This is a genomic window from Streptomyces sp. NPDC031265 (assembly GCF_055570295.1).
The window spans coordinates 7,490-25,153 of the sequence record NZ_JBVIHM010000038.1; the positions used below are offsets into that span (position 1 = coordinate 7,490).

Genomic DNA, 17,664 nt, shown 5'->3' on the forward strand with positions numbered 1-17,664 from the left:
GCCTCCCCTCCTGCCTCCGTGGGGGGGGGTGGGGGCCTCGTCCCTCCTCCGCTGCCCCGCCCCCCCCTTCACCCCTGTTGGGGGCCCCCCCCCCCCCCCCACCCCGCTTCGGGGCTCCGCCCCGGACCCCCGTTCGTCTGCAGGGCGTCTGTGGCTGGTCGCGCAGTTCCCCGCGTCCCTGAAGACCGGCACCTCCAGCCCCTCCGGCGTTCGAGGAGTGGGGTGCCCCTTTAGGGGCGCGGGGCTGTGACATTGCGCGGCCCCGCCGCGTGGGCGCGACCAGCCCCCACCGGGCCCGCAGACAAACACGGGGGCCGGGGCGCAGCCCCTGGCGGGGTGGGGGCACACGAGCGCTTCGCGGTCAGGAGTTGGAGGACTCGTTACCGAAGGCCGGGTTGAGTACGCCGATCACGTTCACCGAGTTGCCCGTGGCGTTGACCGGGACCTGGACCGGCGCCTGGATCAGGTTGCCGGAGACCACGCCCGGGGAGCGCTCGGCCTTGCCGTCCGCGTTCGCTCCGTGCGCGGCGGCGGCACCGGCACCGGCTGCGACGATTCCTCCGGCGACCATGGCGACGGCGGCGGCCTTCTTCAGGTTCTTCACTTCAGGTTCCTCCTGGTCTCGCTGCGACGGTCCGCCGCAGCACGTCCTGGAGAACGCCCACCGGTCGCCGGGGATACGCCGGATGGGTGACATATACCCGATGGTATGAATCTCTCACTGGAGCGTGACGATCCGTATTTACGGACCTTCACCTTTATCCGGCGCCCCGTCAGTCCGTCAGGCCGTGGCGGACCGCCCACAGGGCGGCCTGGGTGCGGTCCGCCAGGTCCAGCTTCATCAGGATGTTGGAGACGTGTGTCTTCACCGTCTTCTCGGAGAGGACGAGTGCTCGGGCGATCTCCCGGTTCGAGCGGCCGTCCGCGATCAGGCCCAGGACCTCGCGCTCGCGCTCGGTGAGCGAGGTGCCCCGGCCCTGGCCGCCGCCCGCGTCGTCCTGGGAGAGCAGCGCGCCCGCGACCTCGGGCTGGAGCAGCACGTGTCCCGCGTGCACCGAGCGGATCGCGCCGGCCAGTGCCTCCGGGTCGACGTCCTTGTACACGTAGCCCGCCGCGCCCGCCCGCAGCGCGGGCACCACCGTGCGCTGCTCGGTGAAGCTGGTGACGATCAGCACCTTCGCCGGGTTGGCCAGCGCGCGCAGCTTGCGCAGCGCCTCGATGCCGTCCATGCCGGGCATCTTCACGTCCATCAGGACGACGTCCGGCTTCAGCTCCTCGGCGCGGGCGACCCCCTCGGCCCCGTCGGCGGCCTCACCGACGACCTCTATGTCGTCCTGGACCTCCAGGAACGTCCGCAGGCCGCGGCGGACCACCTGGTGGTCGTCGACCAGGAGGACTTTGATGCTGTCAGCCACCTGGCACCTCCATCTCGATCGTGGCGCCCTCTCCGGGCGCCGATTTCACGATGAGCCGGCCCCCGACGCCGCTCGCCCGGTGCCGCATCGACACCAGGCCGAGGTGACGGCCGGCGCGGCGGACCGCACGGGGTTCGAATCCGCGGCCGTCGTCGACGATCCGCAGGGCGGCGCCCTGGCCGCGTCGTATGAGGACGACCGAGACGTGCTCGGCGTCCGAGTGGCGCAGGGCGTTGTGCAGGGCCTCCTGGGCGACGCGCAGCAGCGCCTCCTCCTGCGCGGGCGGCAGTGCCCGTACTCCACAGTTCTCGAAGGTGACCTCGGCGCTGTGGGCGCGGTCGAGGACCTGGATCTGGGTGCGCAGGGTGTTGACCAGGCCGTCTTCTTCCAGGGCGGCCGGGCGCAGTTCGACCACGGCCGCGCGCAGTTCGTCGGCGGCCTCGGCGGCGAGCGCGGCGACCTGCTGGAGCTCGTCCTTGGCGCGCGCGGGGTCACGGTCCACGAGGGCGGTGGCGGCCTGGGCGGTGAGCCGGAGCGAGAAGAGCTTCTGGCTGACCGCGTCGTGCAGCTCGTGGGCGAGGCGGGTGCGCTCCTCGGTGATGGTGAGCTCGCGGCTGCGCTCGTAGAGCCGGGCGTTGGTCAGGGCGATCGCCGCGTGCTGGGCGAGGATGCCGAGCAGTTCGGCGTCGTCCTCGGTGAAGCCGCAGCCGCCCTCCGGCTTGGGGCAGCGCTTGTTGGCGAGGAAGAGCGTGCCCAGCGTCTCTTCGCCGTCGCGGATCGGCACGCCCAGGAAGTCGGACATGTCGGGGTGCGCGGCGGGCCAGCCGCCGAAGCGGGGATCCTTGCGGACGTCGGCGATCCGCTCCGGCTTCTGTTCGTTGAGCATCGCCGCGAGGATGCCGTGCTGGCGCGGCAGCGGGCCGATCGCCTTCCACTGCTCGTCGCTGACGCCGTCGACGACGAACTGCGCGAAGCCGCCGTGGTCGTCGGGGACGCCGAGTGCCGCGTACTCCGCGTCGAGCAGGTCGCGGGCCGACGCGACGATCGTCTTGAGGACGTCGCGCACCTCCAGATGCCTGCTCATCGCGAGCAGTGCGGTGCTCACGGCGGCGAGGCCGGAGCTCGGTCGGTGGCTCATGGGATCACCGTACCCGTGGGTTGTGACGGCCCGTATCCGCCTGTGGACGGCGGTCGGCTGGGTCCCGGGGACTAGGTCGAAGTGCCTTGGGCGGCTGGGGCGGGCGGCTGAGGCGGCGGGGGCGGGCGGGGAGTGACGCTGGGGCTGTCGGCGGACCTCGGCTCGCGCGGCCGACGCGCACCGCCGACGCGGGACAGTGACGCAGCGGACTGCGAGGGGACGGAACATCATGCCGGTAGCGATCATCACGGGGGCTTCGAAGGGACTCGGGCGGGCGCTCGCGAGGGCACTGGCCGCACGCGGCTGGGACCTCGTCCTGGATGCCAGAACGGCGTCCGTACTGAAGGAGACCGCCGACGCGCTCGACGGACACGGGACGAAGGTCGTGGCGCTCGCCGGGGACGTGACGGACGCCGTGCACCGCCGGGCGCTGGTGGCGGCGGCCGGGGAGCTGGGCGGGCTCGATCTGCTGGTGCACAACGCGAGCGCGCTCGGCGCCGAGCCGCTGGTGGCGCTGGAGCGGCAGAGCCTGGACGGGTTCCGGGTGGCCCTGGAGACCAATGTGGTGGCGGCGCTCGGGCTCGTACAGGAGTCGCTCGGTCTGCTGCGGGGCTCGGGGGCGGGGGCGGTGCTGGCGGTGAGTTCGGACGCGGCGGCCGAGGCCTATGCGTCCTGGGGAGGGTACGGGGCGTCCAAGGCGGCGCTCGACCAGCTGGCGGCCGTGCTCGCGGTGGAGGAGCCGGGGCTGCGGGTGTGGGCGGTGGACCCGGGCGATATGCGGACTGATCTGTACCGGGCGGCCGTGCCGGGCGACGAGGAGGAGCGGCCGGAGCCGGAGACGGTGGTGCCCGGATTCCTGAGCCTGATCGAGCGCCGCCCCGCGAGCGGGCGGTACGCGGCTCCCGCGCTGGTGGAGGTTGCCAGGTGAGGCGGAGCCCTGGCGGAACGGGGCCGCGATGACGGCGGACAACGCCATCCGGGTGCCCGAGGAGCTGATGGCCTCGGTGCCCGCCGAGGTGCGCGGCTCGGGGCGGGACGACGTGCGGCTGCTGGTGTCGCACGGCACCGAGGTCTCCCATCACGCGTTCCGGGAGCTGGCCGGGCAGCTGCGGGCCGGGGACGTCCTGGTCGTCAACACGTCGGCGACCATGCCGTCGGCCGTGGACGGCACGGTGGCCGGCGAGCGGGTGGTCGTGCACTTCTCGACGCTGGGCCCGGACGGGCGCTGGTCGGTCGAGCTGCGCACCCCGGAGCCGTCGGGCAGCACCCGCCGGCGGACCGGTACGCGCGCGTGGACGACGGTGGCGCTGCCGGGCGGGCGGTGCCTGGCCCTGGAGGAGCCGCTCAGCGCGGCCGGGGACCGGCTGTGGTGGGCCCGTACGGACACCCCGGACGTGCCGCGGCTGCTTGCGCGGTACGGGCGGCCGATCCGGTACGCGTACACCTCGGGCGACCAGCCGCTCTCCGCGTACCAGACCGTCTTCGCGCTGCCCTCGCCGGACGGGGTGGGCTCGGCGGAGATGCCGAGCGCGGCGCGGCCCTTCACGGTGGAGCTGGTCGCGGAGCTGGTGCGGCGCGGGGTGCGGTTCGCGCCGATCACCCTGCATACGGGGGTGGCCTCGGCGGAGGCGCACGAGCCGCCGTATCCGGAGCGGTTCGAGGTGCCGGTGTCCACTGCACGGCTGGTGAACGAGGCCCGGGCGGGGAGGAAGCGTGGCACGCGAAGCGCTTCCTTGAAAGGGCGGTGGCGGGCGACGGGTGGGCGGATCGTGGCGGTGGGGACGACCGCGGTGCGGGCCCTTGAGTCGGCCGCCGGGGTGGACGGGGTGGTGCGGCCCGCGTCGGGGTGGACGGATCTGGTGGTGACGCCCGGGCGCGGGGTACGCGTGGTGGACGGGCTGCTGACCGGGCTGCACGAACCGGAGGCCTCGCACCTATTGATGCTGGAGGCGCTCGCGGGGCGGGCGGCGACAGGCGCCGCGTACACCCAGGCGCTGAGCGGGCTCTACCTCTGGCACGAGTTCGGCGACGTCCACCTCATCCTTCCGGACGAGGGTCGTCACACACCGAATTGCTCCTGCAACTGATGGTGAGACTGTTGTGTGGCCGATGTGAGCCCGCGCATAGGACGCACATCACTTACGAAGCGGCGTAGTGGATCCATAAAGGCCCTGTGAGCGGGGTGAGCGGGGGCGGGAGGCGCTTTTTTCCGGCCCCTGATCCACTATCCAGGTTCGTACGTCACACCTTTGCCACAGGATTTTGCGGCCGCTAAGAATGGCTCCCGTCGCACAGCGCTGCGGCTCCCCGCCGCGGCGCTTTCGTGTGCCGTCCCCGTCATTCGGAAGAGGTCCCACAACCATGCCCGAGTCCAGCAACCCTGGTCCCAGTCGTCTGAACAAGACGCACAAGATCTCGATTGCCGGTGTCGCCGCTCTCGGCGCCGCCGCCCTCGCCTTCTCGGTCCTGCCGGGCAGCGGCGAGTCGGGTACCGCCGTGGCCGCCGAGCCCGTCGCCTTCTCCGTGACCGCCGCCGGCACCAACGCGAAGGCCGTCGAGGCGAGCGTCGCCAAGCAGCACGTCACCGCCGTCAAGCAGGCCAAGGCGAAGGCCGCGGCCGACGCGAAGGCCAAGGCCGAGGCGGAGGCGAAGGCCAAGGCCGCGGCGAAGGCCAAGGCCGCGGCCTTGGCGAAGAAGCGCGCGGCCGACGCCGCCGCGAGCCGCGCCGCCGCCCGCAAGCCGGTGTACACCAACAACCTGGACGGCTGGATCAAGCAGTCCCTGGACATCATGAAGTCCAAGGGCATCCCGGGTTCGTACAACGGTCTGTACCGCAACATCATGCGCGAGTCGACCGGCAATCCGAACGCGATCAACGGCTGGGACATCAACGCCATCAACGGCGTCCCGTCGAAGGGCCTTCTTCAGGTCATCCAGCCGACGTTCAACGCGTTCCACGTGTCCGGCACGTCGACCAACATCTACGACCCGGTCGCCAACATCACCGCCGCGGCGAACTACGCGGCCGACAAGTACGGCTCGATCGACAACGTCAACAGCGCCTACTGACAGACGCCGACGGCACACGAAAGGGCGGCACCCCGTGCGGGGCGCCGCCCTTCGGCGTACGTGCGGGGCCCGCGCTACTTGCGCATGACCTCCGGCTCGTGGCGGCGCAGCAGGCGCGCGACCGCGAAGCCGCAGATGACACCGAGGGCGATCAGCACGGTGATGTTGATGCCCCACTGGGCCACCGAGTGCTTCCACAGCGGGTCCAGGTCGGTGGGGTTGTTCTGGTCCCACGGCGGCATCAGGTGCGCGAGGTCCAGGGTCGTACCGGCGCCCGCGATGGCCCAGCGGGAGGGCATCAGCCAGGCGAACTGCTCCAGGCCGATCGAGCCGAAGACCTTGAAGAGGATGCCGGTGAAGACGACCTGCACGATCGCGAACATGACCAGCAGCGGCATGGTCTTCTCGGCGGTCTTCACCAGCGAGGAGATGACCAGGCCGAACATCATCGAGGTGAAGCCGAGGGCGATGACCACCAGGCAGATCTCGATGGCCGGCGGCATGATCAGGCCCTCCTTGGGGAGGTCCCGGGTGGAGAAGCCGATGCCGCAGATGATGACGCCCTGGATGGCGGTGATCACGCCGAGCACGATGACCTTGGACATCAGGTACGCCGAGCGGGAGAGGCCGGTGGCCCGTTCCCGTTCGTAGATGACCCGTTCCTTGATCAGCTCTCGTACGGAGTTGGCCGCGCCCGAGAAGCACATGCCGACCGCGAGGATCAGCATGATCGTGCCCGCGTCGCCGTTGAACTTGCTGGACCCGGTCGGCGGGGCGAGGCCGAACTTCGCCGGGATGACCACGCTGACCGCGCCGAGGACGGCGGGCAGGATCACCATCAGGCCCAGGAAGCCCTTGTCGGAGGCGATGACCGACGAGTACCGCCGGATCAGCGTCCACAGCTGGGCGCCCCAGCTCTGCGGCTTGGGCGGGCGCATCTGGTTGGGCGCCGGCATCTGGACCGACTGGGCGGCCACGGCGTCGATGTCCGCGGCGTACATCTGGTAGTGCTGCGAGCCCTTCCAGCGGCCCGCCCAGTCGTAGTCGCGGTAGTTCTCGAAGGCGGAGAAGACGTCGGCCCAGGTGCCGTATCCGAAGAAGTTCAGCGCCTCCTCGGGCGGACCGAAGTACGCCACCGAGCCGCCCGGCGCCATCACCAGGAGCTTGTCGCAGATCGCCAGCTCGGCCACCGAGTGGGTGACGACGAGGACGGTGCGGCCGTCGTCGGCGAGCCCGCGCAGCAGCTGCATGACATCGCGGTCCATGCCCGGGTCGAGGCCGGAGGTCGGCTCGTCCAGGAAGATCAGGGACGGCTTGGTCAGCAGCTCCAGGGCGACGGAGACGCGCTTGCGCTGGCCACCGGAGAGGGAGGTGACCTTCTTCTCCTTGTGGATGTCCAGCTTGAGCTCGCGCAGCACCTCGTCTATGCGCTGCTCGCGCTCGGACTCGGTGGTGTCGGCGGGGAAGCGCAGCTTGGCCGCGTACTTCAGCGCCTTCTTGACGGTCAGCTCCTTGTGCAGGATGTCGTCCTGCGGGACCAGACCGATGCGCTGGCGCAGCTCGGCGAACTGCTTGTACAGGTTCCGGTTGTCGTAGAGGACGTCGCCCCGGTTGGCGGGCCGGTAGCCGGTGAGCGCCTTGAGCAGGGTGGACTTGCCGGAACCCGAGGGGCCGATGACCGCGATGAGGGACTTCTCCGGGACGCCGAAGGAGACGTCCTTGAGGATGTCCTTGCCGCCGTCGACCGTCACCGTGAGGTGGCGGGCCGAGAAGGAGACGTCACCGGTGTCGACGAACTCCTCAAGGCGGTCGCCGATGACGCGGAAGGTGGAGTGACCGACGCCGACGATGTCGTTCGGGCCGAGCAGCGCGGAGCCGCCCTTGGCGATCGGCATGCCGTTGACGTACGTGCCGTTGTGCGAGCCGAGGTCGCGGATCTCCGTGCGGCCGTCGGGCGTCGAGTGGAACTCGGCGTGGTGGCGCGAGACCTGGAGGTCGGAGACGACCAGCTCGTTCTCCAGCGCACGGCCGATGCGCATCACCCGGCCCAGCGCCACCTGGTGGAACGTGGTGGGGCTGCGGTCGCCGTAGGCCGCCGACGCGCCCGCTCCCTGGCCGGGGCCCTGCTGCTGCGGGACCTGGGCCTGCGGGGCCTGCTGCTGCGGGACCTGGGCCTGCGGGGCCTGCTGCTGCGGGGCCTGCTGCCACGCCTGCTGCGGGACCTGCTGCTGCGGCGCCTGCTGCTGGGGCTGCTGCGGCGCCCAGCCGCCCGCTTGGGGCTGCTGCTGCGGCGGGGCCTGCTGCGGTGCCTGTTGGGCGGCGGGCGCGCTGTACGCGGCCGCTCCGGCCGGGGCCGCCGCGGCGGACCCGGTGAGATTCAGCCGCGGGCCGTCCGTCGCGTTGCCCAGGTGCACCGCGGAACCGGGGCCGATTTCCATCTGGTGGATCCGCTGACCCTGCACATAGGTGCCGTTGGTGCTGCCGTGGTCCTCGATGACCCAACTACGCCCGCCCCAGCTGATCGTGGCGTGCCGCCACGAGACCCTGGCGTCGTCGATCACCATGTCGCCCTGCGGATCACGTCCGAGGGTGTACGACCGGGACGCGTCGAGCGTCCAGGTCCTGCCATTCAATTCCAGTACGAGTTCCGGCACTCCATGCCCCACTTTTTGTCCCCCGAGCAATCCCCCGATACAGGGAGTCTAGGGATGGCGAACATCGTGGGGAACTATTTCAGGCCCGGGCTCGTATCCGAAACCCGGCCCTTGTGAATAACGTGCACAGACCTGTTGCAGTCGAGCAACAGGTGTGTACGCGCGCGCCGTTGACTCAGGAGAAACGCGCCCGGAAAGTAGTAAGCACCCATGACTGCCTATGGATCATGCGTGAATGGGACAACTTGGACCAATCCCGGGGGGCCTGATGAGCATGGGCGACAGGGGCGGGAAGAGGGTCTCCGGGGGGCTCGGGACCCCGGGTGCGACCGAGGCCCGAGGGGCGCCCGGCGGCATTGCCTGGACCGATGTACTGCTGGCTTCGATCGCCTCGGTCAGCTGGGCGCTGGTCGGGATGGCGGGCGTGGCGGCCCTGGGGCTGCATCTGCTCGGCGCCGACGCGGCCGGGGCGCTGGGCCCGATGACGGCCGCCGTCGTGGTGCTCGGGGCGGGCGGATCCGTCACCCCGTCAGGCGATGTCTCGGCGTTCGGCCTCACCGGCGCGCAGGCGAAGACGGCCGTCGAAATCACGCCACTGGGGGTGTCGCTCGCCGGGGCCGTGCTGCTCGCCTTCTTCTTCCTGCGCTCACTGCGGGCAGCGGGCGCGGTCCTGCCCGGGGCGGAGCTCGCCGCGCGGGCGGGCGGCGTCGTGGTGCTGTTCGTCGGGGTGGTGGCGGGGCTCGCCTGGGCCGGCCACGACCTGGTCACCATCGACGGGGGCTCGCTCGGCCTCGACACGGGGAAGTCGCCGGGCGGCGGCGGGGTGTCCATCCCCGGGCTCGGCGACCTGGGCGATCTCGGGGACATCGGCGGGCTGCTGCCGGACCGGCTCGGCAAGCTCGTCGACGCCAAGGCGCAGGTCGGCTTCACCGTGAACACGGCGGACTCGCTGGCGGGGGCGGTGCTCTGGGTGCTCGGGGTGCTGCTGATCGCGCTGCTCGCCTCGCGGCACTCCCCGCTGCCGCGCGGCTGGGAGTGGGTGCACCGGGTGGTGCGGCCGGCCGCGTCGGCGCTGGTCGCGGTGGCCCTGGTGGCGGTCGTGGCGGGGCTCGCGGCGGCCGCGTACGCGATGGTGGGCGACGGCCATCCGGGGCGCATCGCGGGCGCCGCGCTGCTCGGTGCGCCGAACGGGGTGTGGCTGGCGCTTCCACTCGGCCTGTTCGTCCCGTGGAACGGTCATGCCACGGGGGCGCTGGTGAAGGTGCTGCCGGACCCGCTGGACAAGCTGCTCGGCTTCAAGGACGACCAGCGCGTGAGCCTGGGGCGGCTGGCCGAACTCGACGGGCGCGTATGGCTGTTGGCGGTCGCCACGGGCGTGTTGATGCTGTACGCGGGGGTGCTCGCGGCGGCGCGCACGCCGGTGCGGGGGCTGTCGGCGGGCGCGTTCGCGGTGCGGTGCGCGGTGGCGCTCGGGGCCGTGACGGCGGTCGCGCTGCCGCTGATGGTGTGGCTGACGGGGGTGTCGGCGGACGCGTCGCTGTCCGTGCTGGGGTTCAACGCGTTCGGGGCGGGGGTGGAGCTGCACGGCAACGCGGGGCTCGCGGTGGTTCTGGGGGCGGGGTGGGGGGCGGTCGCGGGGGGCGTGGGGGGGCTTCTGGCGTACGGGGTGGGGGCTGCGGGGCGGCGGGTGGGCGTGCTGGCCGGGCCCGCGCCCGTTTCGGGGCCGGGGCCTTCTGCGGATGAGGTGTACGGGCGGGCGGGCCCCTACAGCCCCTCCCCCGTGTACCGGCCGTCGCACGAGGAGACGAATCCGTATTTGCGGGGGCCGGGGGATGGGGTGGGGTGAGTTGCCTGGTGGGCTGCCCCTCCCCGCCCCTTCCCCGAGCCCTCCGGGGGTGGGGGGAGGGCTGGGGTGGGTGGGTTTCCCTGGGGGCTGCGCCCCCGGCCCCCTCGCGGGGCCCCCGGCCCCTGCACCCCGCTTCGGGGCTGCGTCCCGGACCCCCGGCACGGGGTTGGGTGGGTTACCGGGGCGGCGCCCCCGCACCCGCCTTCGGGGCTGCGCCCCGGCCCCCCGTTCGTCTGCGGGCCGTCTGTGGCTGGTCGCGCAGTTCCCCGCGCACCTGAAGGGGCCCGCACCTCAAACGCCGGGGGCGGCTGAATGTGCGGGTCCCGCTCCTCGCACGCCCGGGCGGCCGGGCGGCCGGAGTTACCCAAGGGGCGCGGGAAACCGTGCGACCAGCCCCCACCGGCCCACAGACAAAGCCCACACCTCCCGAAGGGCTCCGCGGGGAACTGCGCGACCAGCCCCCACCGGCCCGCAAACGAAGCCCGCACCCCCCCGAAGGGCTCCGCGCGGCCAGCTCCTTCCCACCCGCAGACGAACCCGCAACCAATCCAACCCCCACCCCACCCCTGAGTGACCACCAGGTTTCGCTCCGCTGTCAATTTGGGCCGGGGCCGTGACACAGCTGTCCGGTGGGCGGGACAGGGGGTCGGGGCCCGGCGGCGGGCCTATACGGTGGGAGCACCATGAGCGCTTCTCAGCCCCCTCGCCCCGCTGGTCACAGCGGTGACGCCCCCCTCCCGGGCGCGGACATGCCGACCCTGCTCGTCAAGATCTTCGGGAAGGACCGGCCCGGGATCACCGCCGGGCTCTTCGACACCCTGGCCGCCTACTCCGTCGACGTCGTCGACATCGAGCAGGTCGTCACCCGTGGCCGTATCGTCCTGTGCGCGCTCGTCACCGAGCCGACCGTGAGCACGGAGGGCGAGCTGCGGGCCACCGTGCACAGCTGGGCGGAGTCGCTCAGGCTCCAAGCCGAGATCATCTCCGGTACCGGCGACAACCGGCCGCGCGGCAGCGGGCGTTCGCACGTCACCGTGCTCGGGCACCCGCTCACCGCCGAGTCCACGGCGGCCATAGCGGCCCGGATCACCGCGACCGGGGGCAACATCGACCGTATCTTCCGGCTCGCCAAGTACCCCGTGACGGCCGTCGAGTTCGCCGTCTCCGGCACCGAGACCGAGCCGCTGCGCACGGCGCTGGCCACCGAGGCCGCAGCCCTCGGCGTGGACGTCGCCGTCGTCTCGGCGGGGCTGCACCGCCGCGCCCAGCGGCTGGTCGTCATGGACGTGGACTCCACACTCATCCAGGACGAGGTCATCGAGCTCTTCGCCGCGCACGCCGGGTGCGAGGACAAGGTCGCCGAGGTCACCGCCCAGGCGATGCGGGGCGAGCTCGACTTCGAGCAGTCACTGCACGCGCGCGTGGCGCTGCTCGCGGGGCTCGACGCGTCCGTCGTGGACAAGGTCCGCGCCGAGGTGCGGCTCACCCCCGGCGCGCGCACCCTCATCCGTACGCTCAAGCGGCTCGGCTACCAAGTCGGCGTGGTGTCCGGCGGGTTCACCCAGGTCACCGACGACCTGCGGGAGCGGCTCGGGCTCGACTTCGCCTCCGCCAACACCCTGGAGATCGTCGACGGCAAGCTCACCGGGCGCGTCACCGGGGCCGTGGTCGACCGGGCCGGGAAGGCGCGGCTCCTGCGCGAGTTCGCGGCCGAGGCGGGCGTCCCGCTCGACCAGACCGTGGCGATCGGCGACGGGGCCAATGACCTCGACATGCTCAACGCGGCCGGTCTGGGCGTCGCGTTCAACGCCAAGCCGGTGGTCCGCCGGGCCGCCGACACCGCCGTGAACGTGCCGTTCCTGGACACCGTCCTCTACCTCCTCGGCATCACCCGCGAAGAGGTCGAGGCCGCCGACGGGCTCGTGGACGAGCCGCACTAGGGCCTGTCCGGCGGATCTGGTCGCCCGCGAGATGCCTCCGCCTCGCGTCCCAGACAAGATCCGCCGGACAGGCCCTGGTCGCGTACGGCCAGCCGCGTACAGCACAGGAAGGCCCCGGTAGCGTTCTCCGCTCCGGGGCCTCTTCTTCACGTATGAGTCGTACGGGTGGTACGGGTGGTACGGGTGGTACGGGTCGTACGACCATATGGTTCACATGTGCGGTGCCCAGAAGTCCGTCAGCCTGCCGACGCCGGGCTCCACCGTCTTCCACGAGCCGTCGAACGCCACCACCGCGAACGCGGCGGTCGGGAAGCCGCTGCGGTTCATCCTCGGCAGCACGTCCCCCTCCGCCTGGCCCGCCAGCGCGTCGGCGAGCGCGTGCATCCCGGGGTTGTGGCCGACCAGGAGGACGTTGTCGACGTCGTCCGGCGTCTCGTTCAGGAGGGCGATCAGCTCGCCGAGCGAGGCCTCGTACAGCCGCTCCTCGTACACGGTCCTGGGGCGGTGCGGCAGTTCCTGCACGGCCAGCTTCCAGGTCTCGCGGGTACGGGCCGCGGTCGAGCAGAGAGTCAGGTCGAAGGCGATTCCGGTCTCGGCGAGCCTGCGCCCGGCCACCGGGGAGTCCGTGCGGCCGCGGTCGGCGAGCGGCCGGTCGTGGTCGGACACCTCGGGCCAGTCGGCTTTCGCATGCCGGAGGAGGGCGATCCTGCGGGGAGTGTCGACGCTCATGCCAAACAGCTTCGCACGGATCACGCCATCGGGCGCAGGGTCCCGGTGCGCTCTCGCGGCAGGGTTGACAAGGGTGTTCACCGGGACAGCGTGTGCTGAATACGGTCCATGAGGTGGCTGATAGCGGGGTCTGTTCCAGCGGCCTCGGCGTCGTGCGAGCCCGTGATGAGCACCAGCAGCACGACGAAGGCGACGGTGGGGAGCGCGACGGCCCACCAGGGCAGCCGGAAGTCAGCGCGGACGGTGGCCGGCTGGGTGGACTGGGTGTGCGTACGGGCCGACATGGCCGCCTCCGTAAAACCGTAAAGGTGAAGTACCTGGTCTCGCTGACGTACTTCGAACCTACGGAAGGGGGCGCCCGGGGCCCATCGGGTGACCCACCCACTTACCCCGGGGCTTTTCCCCCTAGGGGTTAGGGGGGCCAGCACCACCATCGGCGCGTCGGTGCAGGTCAGGGGGAGGCGATCGTCGCGATCACGGCGATGACCACCGTTATCGCCAGCATCGCGCCGAGCACGATGAGGAGTTTCTTCTGACCGTTCTGGGGGTTCGGGTCGAGCACAGGCATGCCTTCAGTCTCGCATCCCCGCTTCGTCCTCCACCGTCCGGTCCCTGCCCGCCAGCGACCCGACGACGATCTGCGGCACCATCAGGCCCGCCATCAGCGCGATCGGCAGGCCCCAGCCGCCGCTGCTGTCGTAGAGGGCACCGACCAGAGTGGGGCCGGGGATGGAGATGAGGTACCCGGTGGACTGGGCGAAGGCGGAGAGCCGCACCACTCCTGTGCCGGTCCGGGTGCGCATCCCGATCATGGTGAGGGCGAGCGGGAAGGCGCAGTTGGAGATGCCGAGGAGGACCGCCCAGGCCCAGGCGCCGGCGGCGGGGGCGAGGTAGAGGCCCGCGTAACCGGCGAGGCCGCAGGCGCCCAGGGCGGCGACGATCGGGCCCTGGTTGCGCATCCGGGTGGCGACGCGCGGGATGACGAACGCCAGCGGCACGCCCATCACCATGGTCACCGCGAGCAGCACGCCCGCGGTCCCGGCCGACACCCCGGCGTCCCGGAAGATCTGCGGCATCCAGCCCATCGTGATGTAGGCGGCGGTGGCCTGGAGGCCGAAGAAGCAGGCGAGCGCCCAGGCCGTACGGCTGCGGGTGATCTTGAAGGCGGGAGCCTCGGCATCCCCGCGGGCGGCCGAGGGCTGTCCGGCCGGCCGGTCCGAGCGGTCGCGGACGAGCAGCAGCCACGGCAGCACGGCGACGACGGCGAGGAGCGCCCACACGCTCAGCCCGGCGCGCCAGCTGCCGCCGAGCACATCGGTGACCGGGACGGTGGCGGCGGCGGCCAGGGCGGTGCCGAGCGCGAGGGCCATCGAGTACAGGCCGGTCATCGAGCCGACGCGGTCCGGGAAGTACCGCTTGACGATCACCGGCATCAGCACGTTGCTGACGGCTATGCCCATCAGGGCGAGCGCGCTGGCCGCGAGGAAGCCCGGGGTGCCGCCGGCGAACGGCCGCAGCAGCAGGCCCGCGGCGATCGCGACCATGCCCGCGCAGACGACCACGGCGGGGCCGAAGCGGCGGGCGAGGCGGGGGGCGAAGATGCCGAACACGGCGAAGCAGAACGGCGGTACGGAGGTGAGGACACCGGCGACGCTTCCGCTCATGTGCAGCCCGTCGCGCACTTCTTCGAAGAGCGCGCCGAGGCTGGTGATGGCCGGGCGCAGATTGACCGCGGCGAGGACGAGGCCGACGAGCACGAGGCGGATGGTCCACGGCGCCGGTCCGCCCGTGCGCCCGCCCGTGAGGGCTTCCTGGGAGGTGTGGGGCGTGGTGCCCGGCGCGGGGCTCAGGGTGCGGGTCTCGTCGGCCATGGGCCCATCATAGAATCATGGGATGATTGGTTGTCCAATCACTTGGGCCTGCCCTCACTACAATCTGGGCGACTCTCACTACAAGGAGCGGCATGACGCTGAGCTCTCCCCGGCGGTCCGCCCTCGCCGACCAGGTGATCGCGCAGCTGCGCAACCAGATCACCTCGGGCGAGTGGCCGGTGGGATCGCGCATCCCCACCGAACCCGAGCTGGTCGAACAGCTGGGGGTGGCGCGCAACACGGTCCGCGAGGCGGTCCGGGCGCTCGCGCACAACGGGCTGCTCGACATCCGCCAGGGCTCGGGCACGTACGTGGTGGCGACGAGCGAGCTGGCGGGCGTGATGCACCGGCGTTTCGCCGACGCAGATCCCCGCCATGTGGCCGAACTGCGCTCCACCCTGGAGTCGTCGGCGGCCCGCCTTGCGGCCGAACGGCGTACGGCACGCGATCTGGCGCAGCTGGACGCGCTGCTCGCACGGCGCGAGGAGGCTTGGGCGTCGGGCGACTCGGAGGCGTTCGTGGCCGCCGACGCCACGCTGCACCTGGCGATCGTCGCGGCCTCGCACAACGACGTCCTGACCGAGCTCTACGCCGACCTCGGCGACCTCCTGCGCGACTGGCTCCGCGACGACGTGGGCCGCGAGCTGCGGCCGGAGAACCACATGGACCACGCCCGGCTGGTCGAGGCGATCCGGGCGGGCGACGCGGAATCCGCTGCCGCGGAGGCCGCGGGCCATGCGTTCGTCTGCCTGAGCGATCGCATCTGAGTGCTTCGCCGCGCGGGGGCTTTCGGCTGCGGGTTGTCTGTGGCTGGTCGCGCAGTTCCCCGCGCCCCTAGGGGGTGCTCGGCACCGCACCACGCCGGCGCTCCGGCGTCGGCAGCGCCCCCGGCTTCTCATGGGTGACCCACACCGCCCGCACCTCCTTCCAGCAACGGTCGGTGAGCCGCACGGTCTGGGCGGGCGCTACCTCCACCGGGGCCGCGTCGGCGTCGATGTCCCACCAGCGGGCGCACTCGGTGTGCAGCCGCACCCGGTCGATGTCGGGGTACGGGTTGTGGCAGTACGCGATGACGTGCGAGCCCCGCACCGAGGTGCGGCAGTCGGCCCCGAAGGGCTCGGGCGCCGCGGCCGGGGCGGGGTCGTCCGAGGTGGCGGCCCGTACGACCGAGGGGGCCGCGAGTGCGGCGAGGGCCGTGAGCAGGAGCGCCACCAGGGCGACGGCTCGGCGCTGGGCCGTTCGCAAGGGCCGCACCGCCCCACCTCCTCCCCGGCCGACTGCCCGACTTGTCCGCTTCGCTCAGTCTGCGGGGAGTTGACTCGATACGCACGACGGCCGCCTCCCCCCGCCGGAGCGGGGAAAGGCGGCCGTCGTGCGTATCGGGTAAGGGCGCCCGCCGCAGCGGGGTCTCGCACCGGTCATGACGCCGTCAGGCGTCCTACGCGCCCATCATGTGCACGCCGCCGTCGACGTGGACGATCTCGCCCGTCGTCTTCGGGAACCAGTCCGAGAGCAGGGCCACGACGCCGCGGCCGGCCGGCTCCGGGTCGGCCATGTTCCACTCCAGCGGGGAGCGGGTGTTCCACACGTCCGCCAGCTCCGAGAAGCCCGGGATGGACTTGGCGGCCATCGAGCCGATCGGGCCCGCCGAGACCAGGTTGCAGCGGATGTTCTCCTTGCCCAGGTCGCGGGCGAGGTAGCGGGAGGTCGCCTCCAGGGCGGCCTTCGCCGGACCCATCCAGTCGTACTGCGGCCAGGCGAACTGCGCGTCGAAGGTCAGGCCGACGACCGCGCTGCCGGAGCTCATCAGCGGGCGGCAGGCCATGGTCAGCGACTTCAGCGAGAACGCCGAGACGTGCATGGCCGTCGACACCGAGTCGAACGGGGTGTTGAGGAAGTTGCCGCCGAGGGCGTCCTGCGGGGCGAAGCCGATGGAGTGGACGACGCCGTCCAGACCGCCGAGCTCCTCCTTGACGAGGTCCGCCAGCCGGTCCAGATGCTCCTGGTTGGTCACGTCGAGCTCGATGACCTTGGCGGGCTTGGGGAGCTTGCGGGCGATGCGCTCGGTGAGCGTGGGCCGCGGGAAGGCGGTCAGGATGACCTCGGCGCCCTGCTCCTGAGCCAGCTTCGCGGTGTGGAAGGCGATGGAGGACTCCATCAGCACACCCGTGATCAGAACGCGCTTGCCGTCGAGAATTCCGCTCATGTGATCAGTGACCCATGCCCAATCCGCCGTCAACCGGGATGACGGCACCAGTGATGTACGAGGCGTCGTCCGAGGCGAGGAAGCGGACCGCGGCAGCGATCTCCTCGGGCTGCGCGTAGCGGCCCAGCGGTACCCCGGAAAGGATCGAGGTGCGCTGCTCGTCGGTGAGCACCTTGGTCATGTCGGTGTCGACAAAACCGGGTGCGACGACGTTGAAAGTGATGTTGCGGGAGCCCAGCTCGCGCGCGAGGGAACGGGCGAACCCGACGAGACCGGCCTTGGAGGCCGCGTAGTTGGCCTGGCCGGGCGAGCCCATCAGACCGACGACGGACGAGATCAGGACGACACGGCCCTTCTTGGCGCGCAGCATGGCGCGGTTGGCGCGCTTCACGACCCGGAAGGTGCCGGTGAGGTTGGTGTCCAGAACCGAGGTGAAGTCCTCCTCGGACATCCGCATCAGCAGCTGGTCCTTGGTGACTCCGGCGTTGGCGACGAGCACCTCGACGGGCCCGTGGGCCTCCTCGATCTGCTTGAAGGCCTGATCCACCTGCTCGGTGTCGGTGATGTCGCACTTGACGGCGAGGAACCCCTCCTCCTGGAGGGCGTCCGGCTCTCCGGAGCGGTAGGTGATCGCGACCTTGTCGCCCATGGAGGCGAAAGCGCGGGCGATGGCGAGGCCGATGCCCCGGTTTCCTCCGGTGACGAGAACCGAGCGGCTCAACGGATCACCCTTTCGATAGCGGTTTCGTACTTCCGCAAACTATCGGTACCGGCCGTTGTACGGGGAATCGACCTG

The 17,664-nt window shown here is 71.6% G+C and carries 17 protein-coding genes; 6 read left to right on the forward strand and 11 right to left on the reverse strand.

The genetic code is table 11. The annotated features are described in order from the left end of the window. Nucleotides 1–361: 361 nt before the first annotated feature. The 3 genes from ACZ499_RS35870 to ACZ499_RS35880 all read right to left on the reverse strand — a co-directional run bounded on the left by ACZ499_RS35870 (nucleotide 362) and on the right by ACZ499_RS35880 (nucleotide 2,553). Entirely contained in the window at nucleotides 362–604 is a 243-nt protein-coding gene (locus ACZ499_RS35870) for a chaplin (RefSeq protein WP_468680851.1), read from the reverse strand. Between the two features lie 169 nt (nucleotides 605–773). Then, nucleotides 774–1,415, reverse strand: a complete 642-nt coding sequence (locus tag ACZ499_RS35875; protein ID WP_468680852.1) for a response regulator — start codon at nucleotides 1,413–1,415, stop codon at nucleotides 774–776. Next, complete coding sequence (locus tag ACZ499_RS35880; protein WP_468680854.1) at nucleotides 1,408–2,553, reverse strand: GAF domain-containing sensor histidine kinase; 1,146 nt, start codon at nucleotides 2,551–2,553, stop codon at nucleotides 1,408–1,410. The genes ACZ499_RS35875 and ACZ499_RS35880 overlap by 8 nt, the downstream gene beginning before the upstream one ends. Nucleotides 2,554–2,782: 229 nt before the next feature. On the opposite strand from ACZ499_RS35880, the gene ACZ499_RS35885 reads away from it, so the two are divergent. The 3 genes from ACZ499_RS35885 to ACZ499_RS35895 all read left to right on the forward strand — a co-directional run bounded on the left by ACZ499_RS35885 (nucleotide 2,783) and on the right by ACZ499_RS35895 (nucleotide 5,622). After that, nucleotides 2,783–3,481, forward strand: a complete 699-nt coding sequence (locus ACZ499_RS35885) for an SDR family NAD(P)-dependent oxidoreductase (RefSeq protein ID WP_468680856.1) — start codon at nucleotides 2,783–2,785, stop codon at nucleotides 3,479–3,481. 28 nt (nucleotides 3,482–3,509) lie between these two features. Next, complete coding sequence (locus ACZ499_RS35890; protein WP_468680857.1) at nucleotides 3,510–4,640, forward strand: S-adenosylmethionine:tRNA ribosyltransferase-isomerase; 1,131 nt, start codon at nucleotides 3,510–3,512, stop codon at nucleotides 4,638–4,640. A gap of 274 nt (nucleotides 4,641–4,914) precedes the next feature. Next, the gene (locus ACZ499_RS35895) at nucleotides 4,915–5,622 is read left to right on the forward strand and encodes a transglycosylase SLT domain-containing protein (protein ID WP_468680859.1); all 708 of its coding nucleotides are present in this window, start codon (nucleotides 4,915–4,917) and stop codon (nucleotides 5,620–5,622) included. Nucleotides 5,623–5,696: 74 nt separating this feature from the next. On the opposite strand, the gene ACZ499_RS35900 is transcribed toward ACZ499_RS35895, so the two are convergent. Beyond that, a complete protein-coding gene (locus tag ACZ499_RS35900; protein ID WP_468680861.1) occupies nucleotides 5,697–8,276 on the reverse strand; it encodes an ABC transporter ATP-binding protein/permease in 2,580 nt (859 codons plus the stop codon). A gap of 268 nt (nucleotides 8,277–8,544) precedes the next feature. On the opposite strand from ACZ499_RS35900, the gene ACZ499_RS35905 reads away from it, so the two are divergent. After that, nucleotides 8,545–10,122, forward strand: coding sequence for a streptophobe family protein (locus ACZ499_RS35905; RefSeq protein ID WP_468680863.1), 1,578 nt, complete (start codon nucleotides 8,545–8,547; stop codon nucleotides 10,120–10,122). A 683-nt stretch (nucleotides 10,123–10,805) separates the two neighbouring features. After that, a complete protein-coding gene (gene serB, locus ACZ499_RS35910) occupies nucleotides 10,806–12,062 on the forward strand; it encodes a phosphoserine phosphatase SerB (protein WP_468680864.1) in 1,257 nt (418 codons plus the stop codon). 210 nt (nucleotides 12,063–12,272) lie between these two features. Here serB and ACZ499_RS35915 read toward each other — a convergent pair whose 3' ends face one another. The 4 genes from ACZ499_RS35915 to ACZ499_RS35930 all read right to left on the reverse strand — a co-directional run bounded on the left by ACZ499_RS35915 (nucleotide 12,273) and on the right by ACZ499_RS35930 (nucleotide 14,662). Continuing rightward, nucleotides 12,273–12,791 (reverse strand): SixA phosphatase family protein, encoded by a 519-nt coding sequence (locus ACZ499_RS35915; RefSeq protein ID WP_468680866.1) that lies wholly within the window; start codon nucleotides 12,789–12,791, stop codon nucleotides 12,273–12,275. Between the two features lie 77 nt (nucleotides 12,792–12,868). Beyond that, nucleotides 12,869–13,075 carry a hypothetical protein gene (locus ACZ499_RS35920; protein WP_468404903.1) on the reverse strand — a complete coding sequence of 69 codons (207 nt, stop codon included), beginning with the start codon at nucleotides 13,073–13,075 and terminating at the stop codon, nucleotides 12,869–12,871. Nucleotides 13,076–13,242: 167 nt separating this feature from the next. Next, entirely contained in the window at nucleotides 13,243–13,359 is a 117-nt protein-coding gene (locus ACZ499_RS35925) for an SGM_5486 family transporter-associated protein (protein WP_257582640.1), read from the reverse strand. A 4-nt stretch (nucleotides 13,360–13,363) separates the two neighbouring features. Beyond that, nucleotides 13,364–14,662 (reverse strand): CynX/NimT family MFS transporter, encoded by a 1,299-nt coding sequence (locus ACZ499_RS35930; protein ID WP_468680869.1) that lies wholly within the window; start codon nucleotides 14,660–14,662, stop codon nucleotides 13,364–13,366. A gap of 92 nt (nucleotides 14,663–14,754) precedes the next feature. Between ACZ499_RS35930 and ACZ499_RS35935 the strand changes: the two genes are divergently transcribed. After that, nucleotides 14,755–15,429 carry a FadR/GntR family transcriptional regulator gene (locus tag ACZ499_RS35935; protein WP_468680871.1) on the forward strand — a complete coding sequence of 225 codons (675 nt, stop codon included), beginning with the start codon at nucleotides 14,755–14,757 and terminating at the stop codon, nucleotides 15,427–15,429. Between the two features lie 67 nt (nucleotides 15,430–15,496). On the opposite strand, the gene ACZ499_RS35940 is transcribed toward ACZ499_RS35935, so the two are convergent. The 3 genes from ACZ499_RS35940 to fabG form a co-directional block, all read right to left on the reverse strand. Next, complete coding sequence (locus tag ACZ499_RS35940) at nucleotides 15,497–15,907, reverse strand: hypothetical protein (protein ID WP_468680935.1); 411 nt, start codon at nucleotides 15,905–15,907, stop codon at nucleotides 15,497–15,499. Between the two features lie 193 nt (nucleotides 15,908–16,100). Beyond that, a complete protein-coding gene (gene fabI, locus ACZ499_RS35945; RefSeq protein ID WP_371651849.1) occupies nucleotides 16,101–16,868 on the reverse strand; it encodes an enoyl-ACP reductase FabI in 768 nt (255 codons plus the stop codon). Between the two features lie 4 nt (nucleotides 16,869–16,872). After that, on the reverse strand, nucleotides 16,873–17,589 hold the full coding sequence (fabG, locus tag ACZ499_RS35950) for a 3-oxoacyl-[acyl-carrier-protein] reductase (RefSeq protein WP_385540871.1): 717 nt from the start codon (nucleotides 17,587–17,589) through the stop codon (nucleotides 16,873–16,875). Nucleotides 17,590–17,664: the final 75 nt, after the last annotated feature.

What these genes read in the sequence shown, in the direction of transcription:
- ACZ499_RS35915 (WP_468680866.1), bottom strand. Translation starts at nt 12,791, where the DNA reads ATGAGCGTCGACACTCCCCGCAGGATCGCCCTCCTCCGGCATGCGAAA.
- ACZ499_RS35930 (WP_468680869.1), bottom strand. Translation starts at nt 14,662, where the DNA reads ATGGCCGACGAGACCCGCACCCTGAGCCCCGCGCCGGGCACCACGCCC.
- ACZ499_RS35885 (WP_468680856.1), top strand. Translation starts at nt 2,783, where the DNA reads ATGCCGGTAGCGATCATCACGGGGGCTTCGAAGGGACTCGGGCGGGCG.
- ACZ499_RS35920 (WP_468404903.1), bottom strand. Translation starts at nt 13,075, where the DNA reads ATGTCGGCCCGTACGCACACCCAGTCCACCCAGCCGGCCACCGTCCGC.
- ACZ499_RS35925 (WP_257582640.1), bottom strand. Translation starts at nt 13,359, where the DNA reads ATGCCTGTGCTCGACCCGAACCCCCAGAACGGTCAGAAGAAACTCCTC.
- ACZ499_RS35905 (WP_468680863.1), top strand. Translation starts at nt 8,545, where the DNA reads ATGAGCATGGGCGACAGGGGCGGGAAGAGGGTCTCCGGGGGGCTCGGG.
- fabI (WP_371651849.1), bottom strand. Translation starts at nt 16,868, where the DNA reads ATGAGCGGAATTCTCGACGGCAAGCGCGTTCTGATCACGGGTGTGCTG.
- ACZ499_RS35880 (WP_468680854.1), bottom strand. Translation starts at nt 2,553, where the DNA reads ATGAGCCACCGACCGAGCTCCGGCCTCGCCGCCGTGAGCACCGCACTG.
- ACZ499_RS35895 (WP_468680859.1), top strand. Translation starts at nt 4,915, where the DNA reads ATGCCCGAGTCCAGCAACCCTGGTCCCAGTCGTCTGAACAAGACGCAC.
- ACZ499_RS35890 (WP_468680857.1), top strand. Translation starts at nt 3,510, where the DNA reads ATGACGGCGGACAACGCCATCCGGGTGCCCGAGGAGCTGATGGCCTCG.
- serB (WP_468680864.1), top strand. Translation starts at nt 10,806, where the DNA reads ATGAGCGCTTCTCAGCCCCCTCGCCCCGCTGGTCACAGCGGTGACGCC.
- ACZ499_RS35935 (WP_468680871.1), top strand. Translation starts at nt 14,755, where the DNA reads ATGACGCTGAGCTCTCCCCGGCGGTCCGCCCTCGCCGACCAGGTGATC.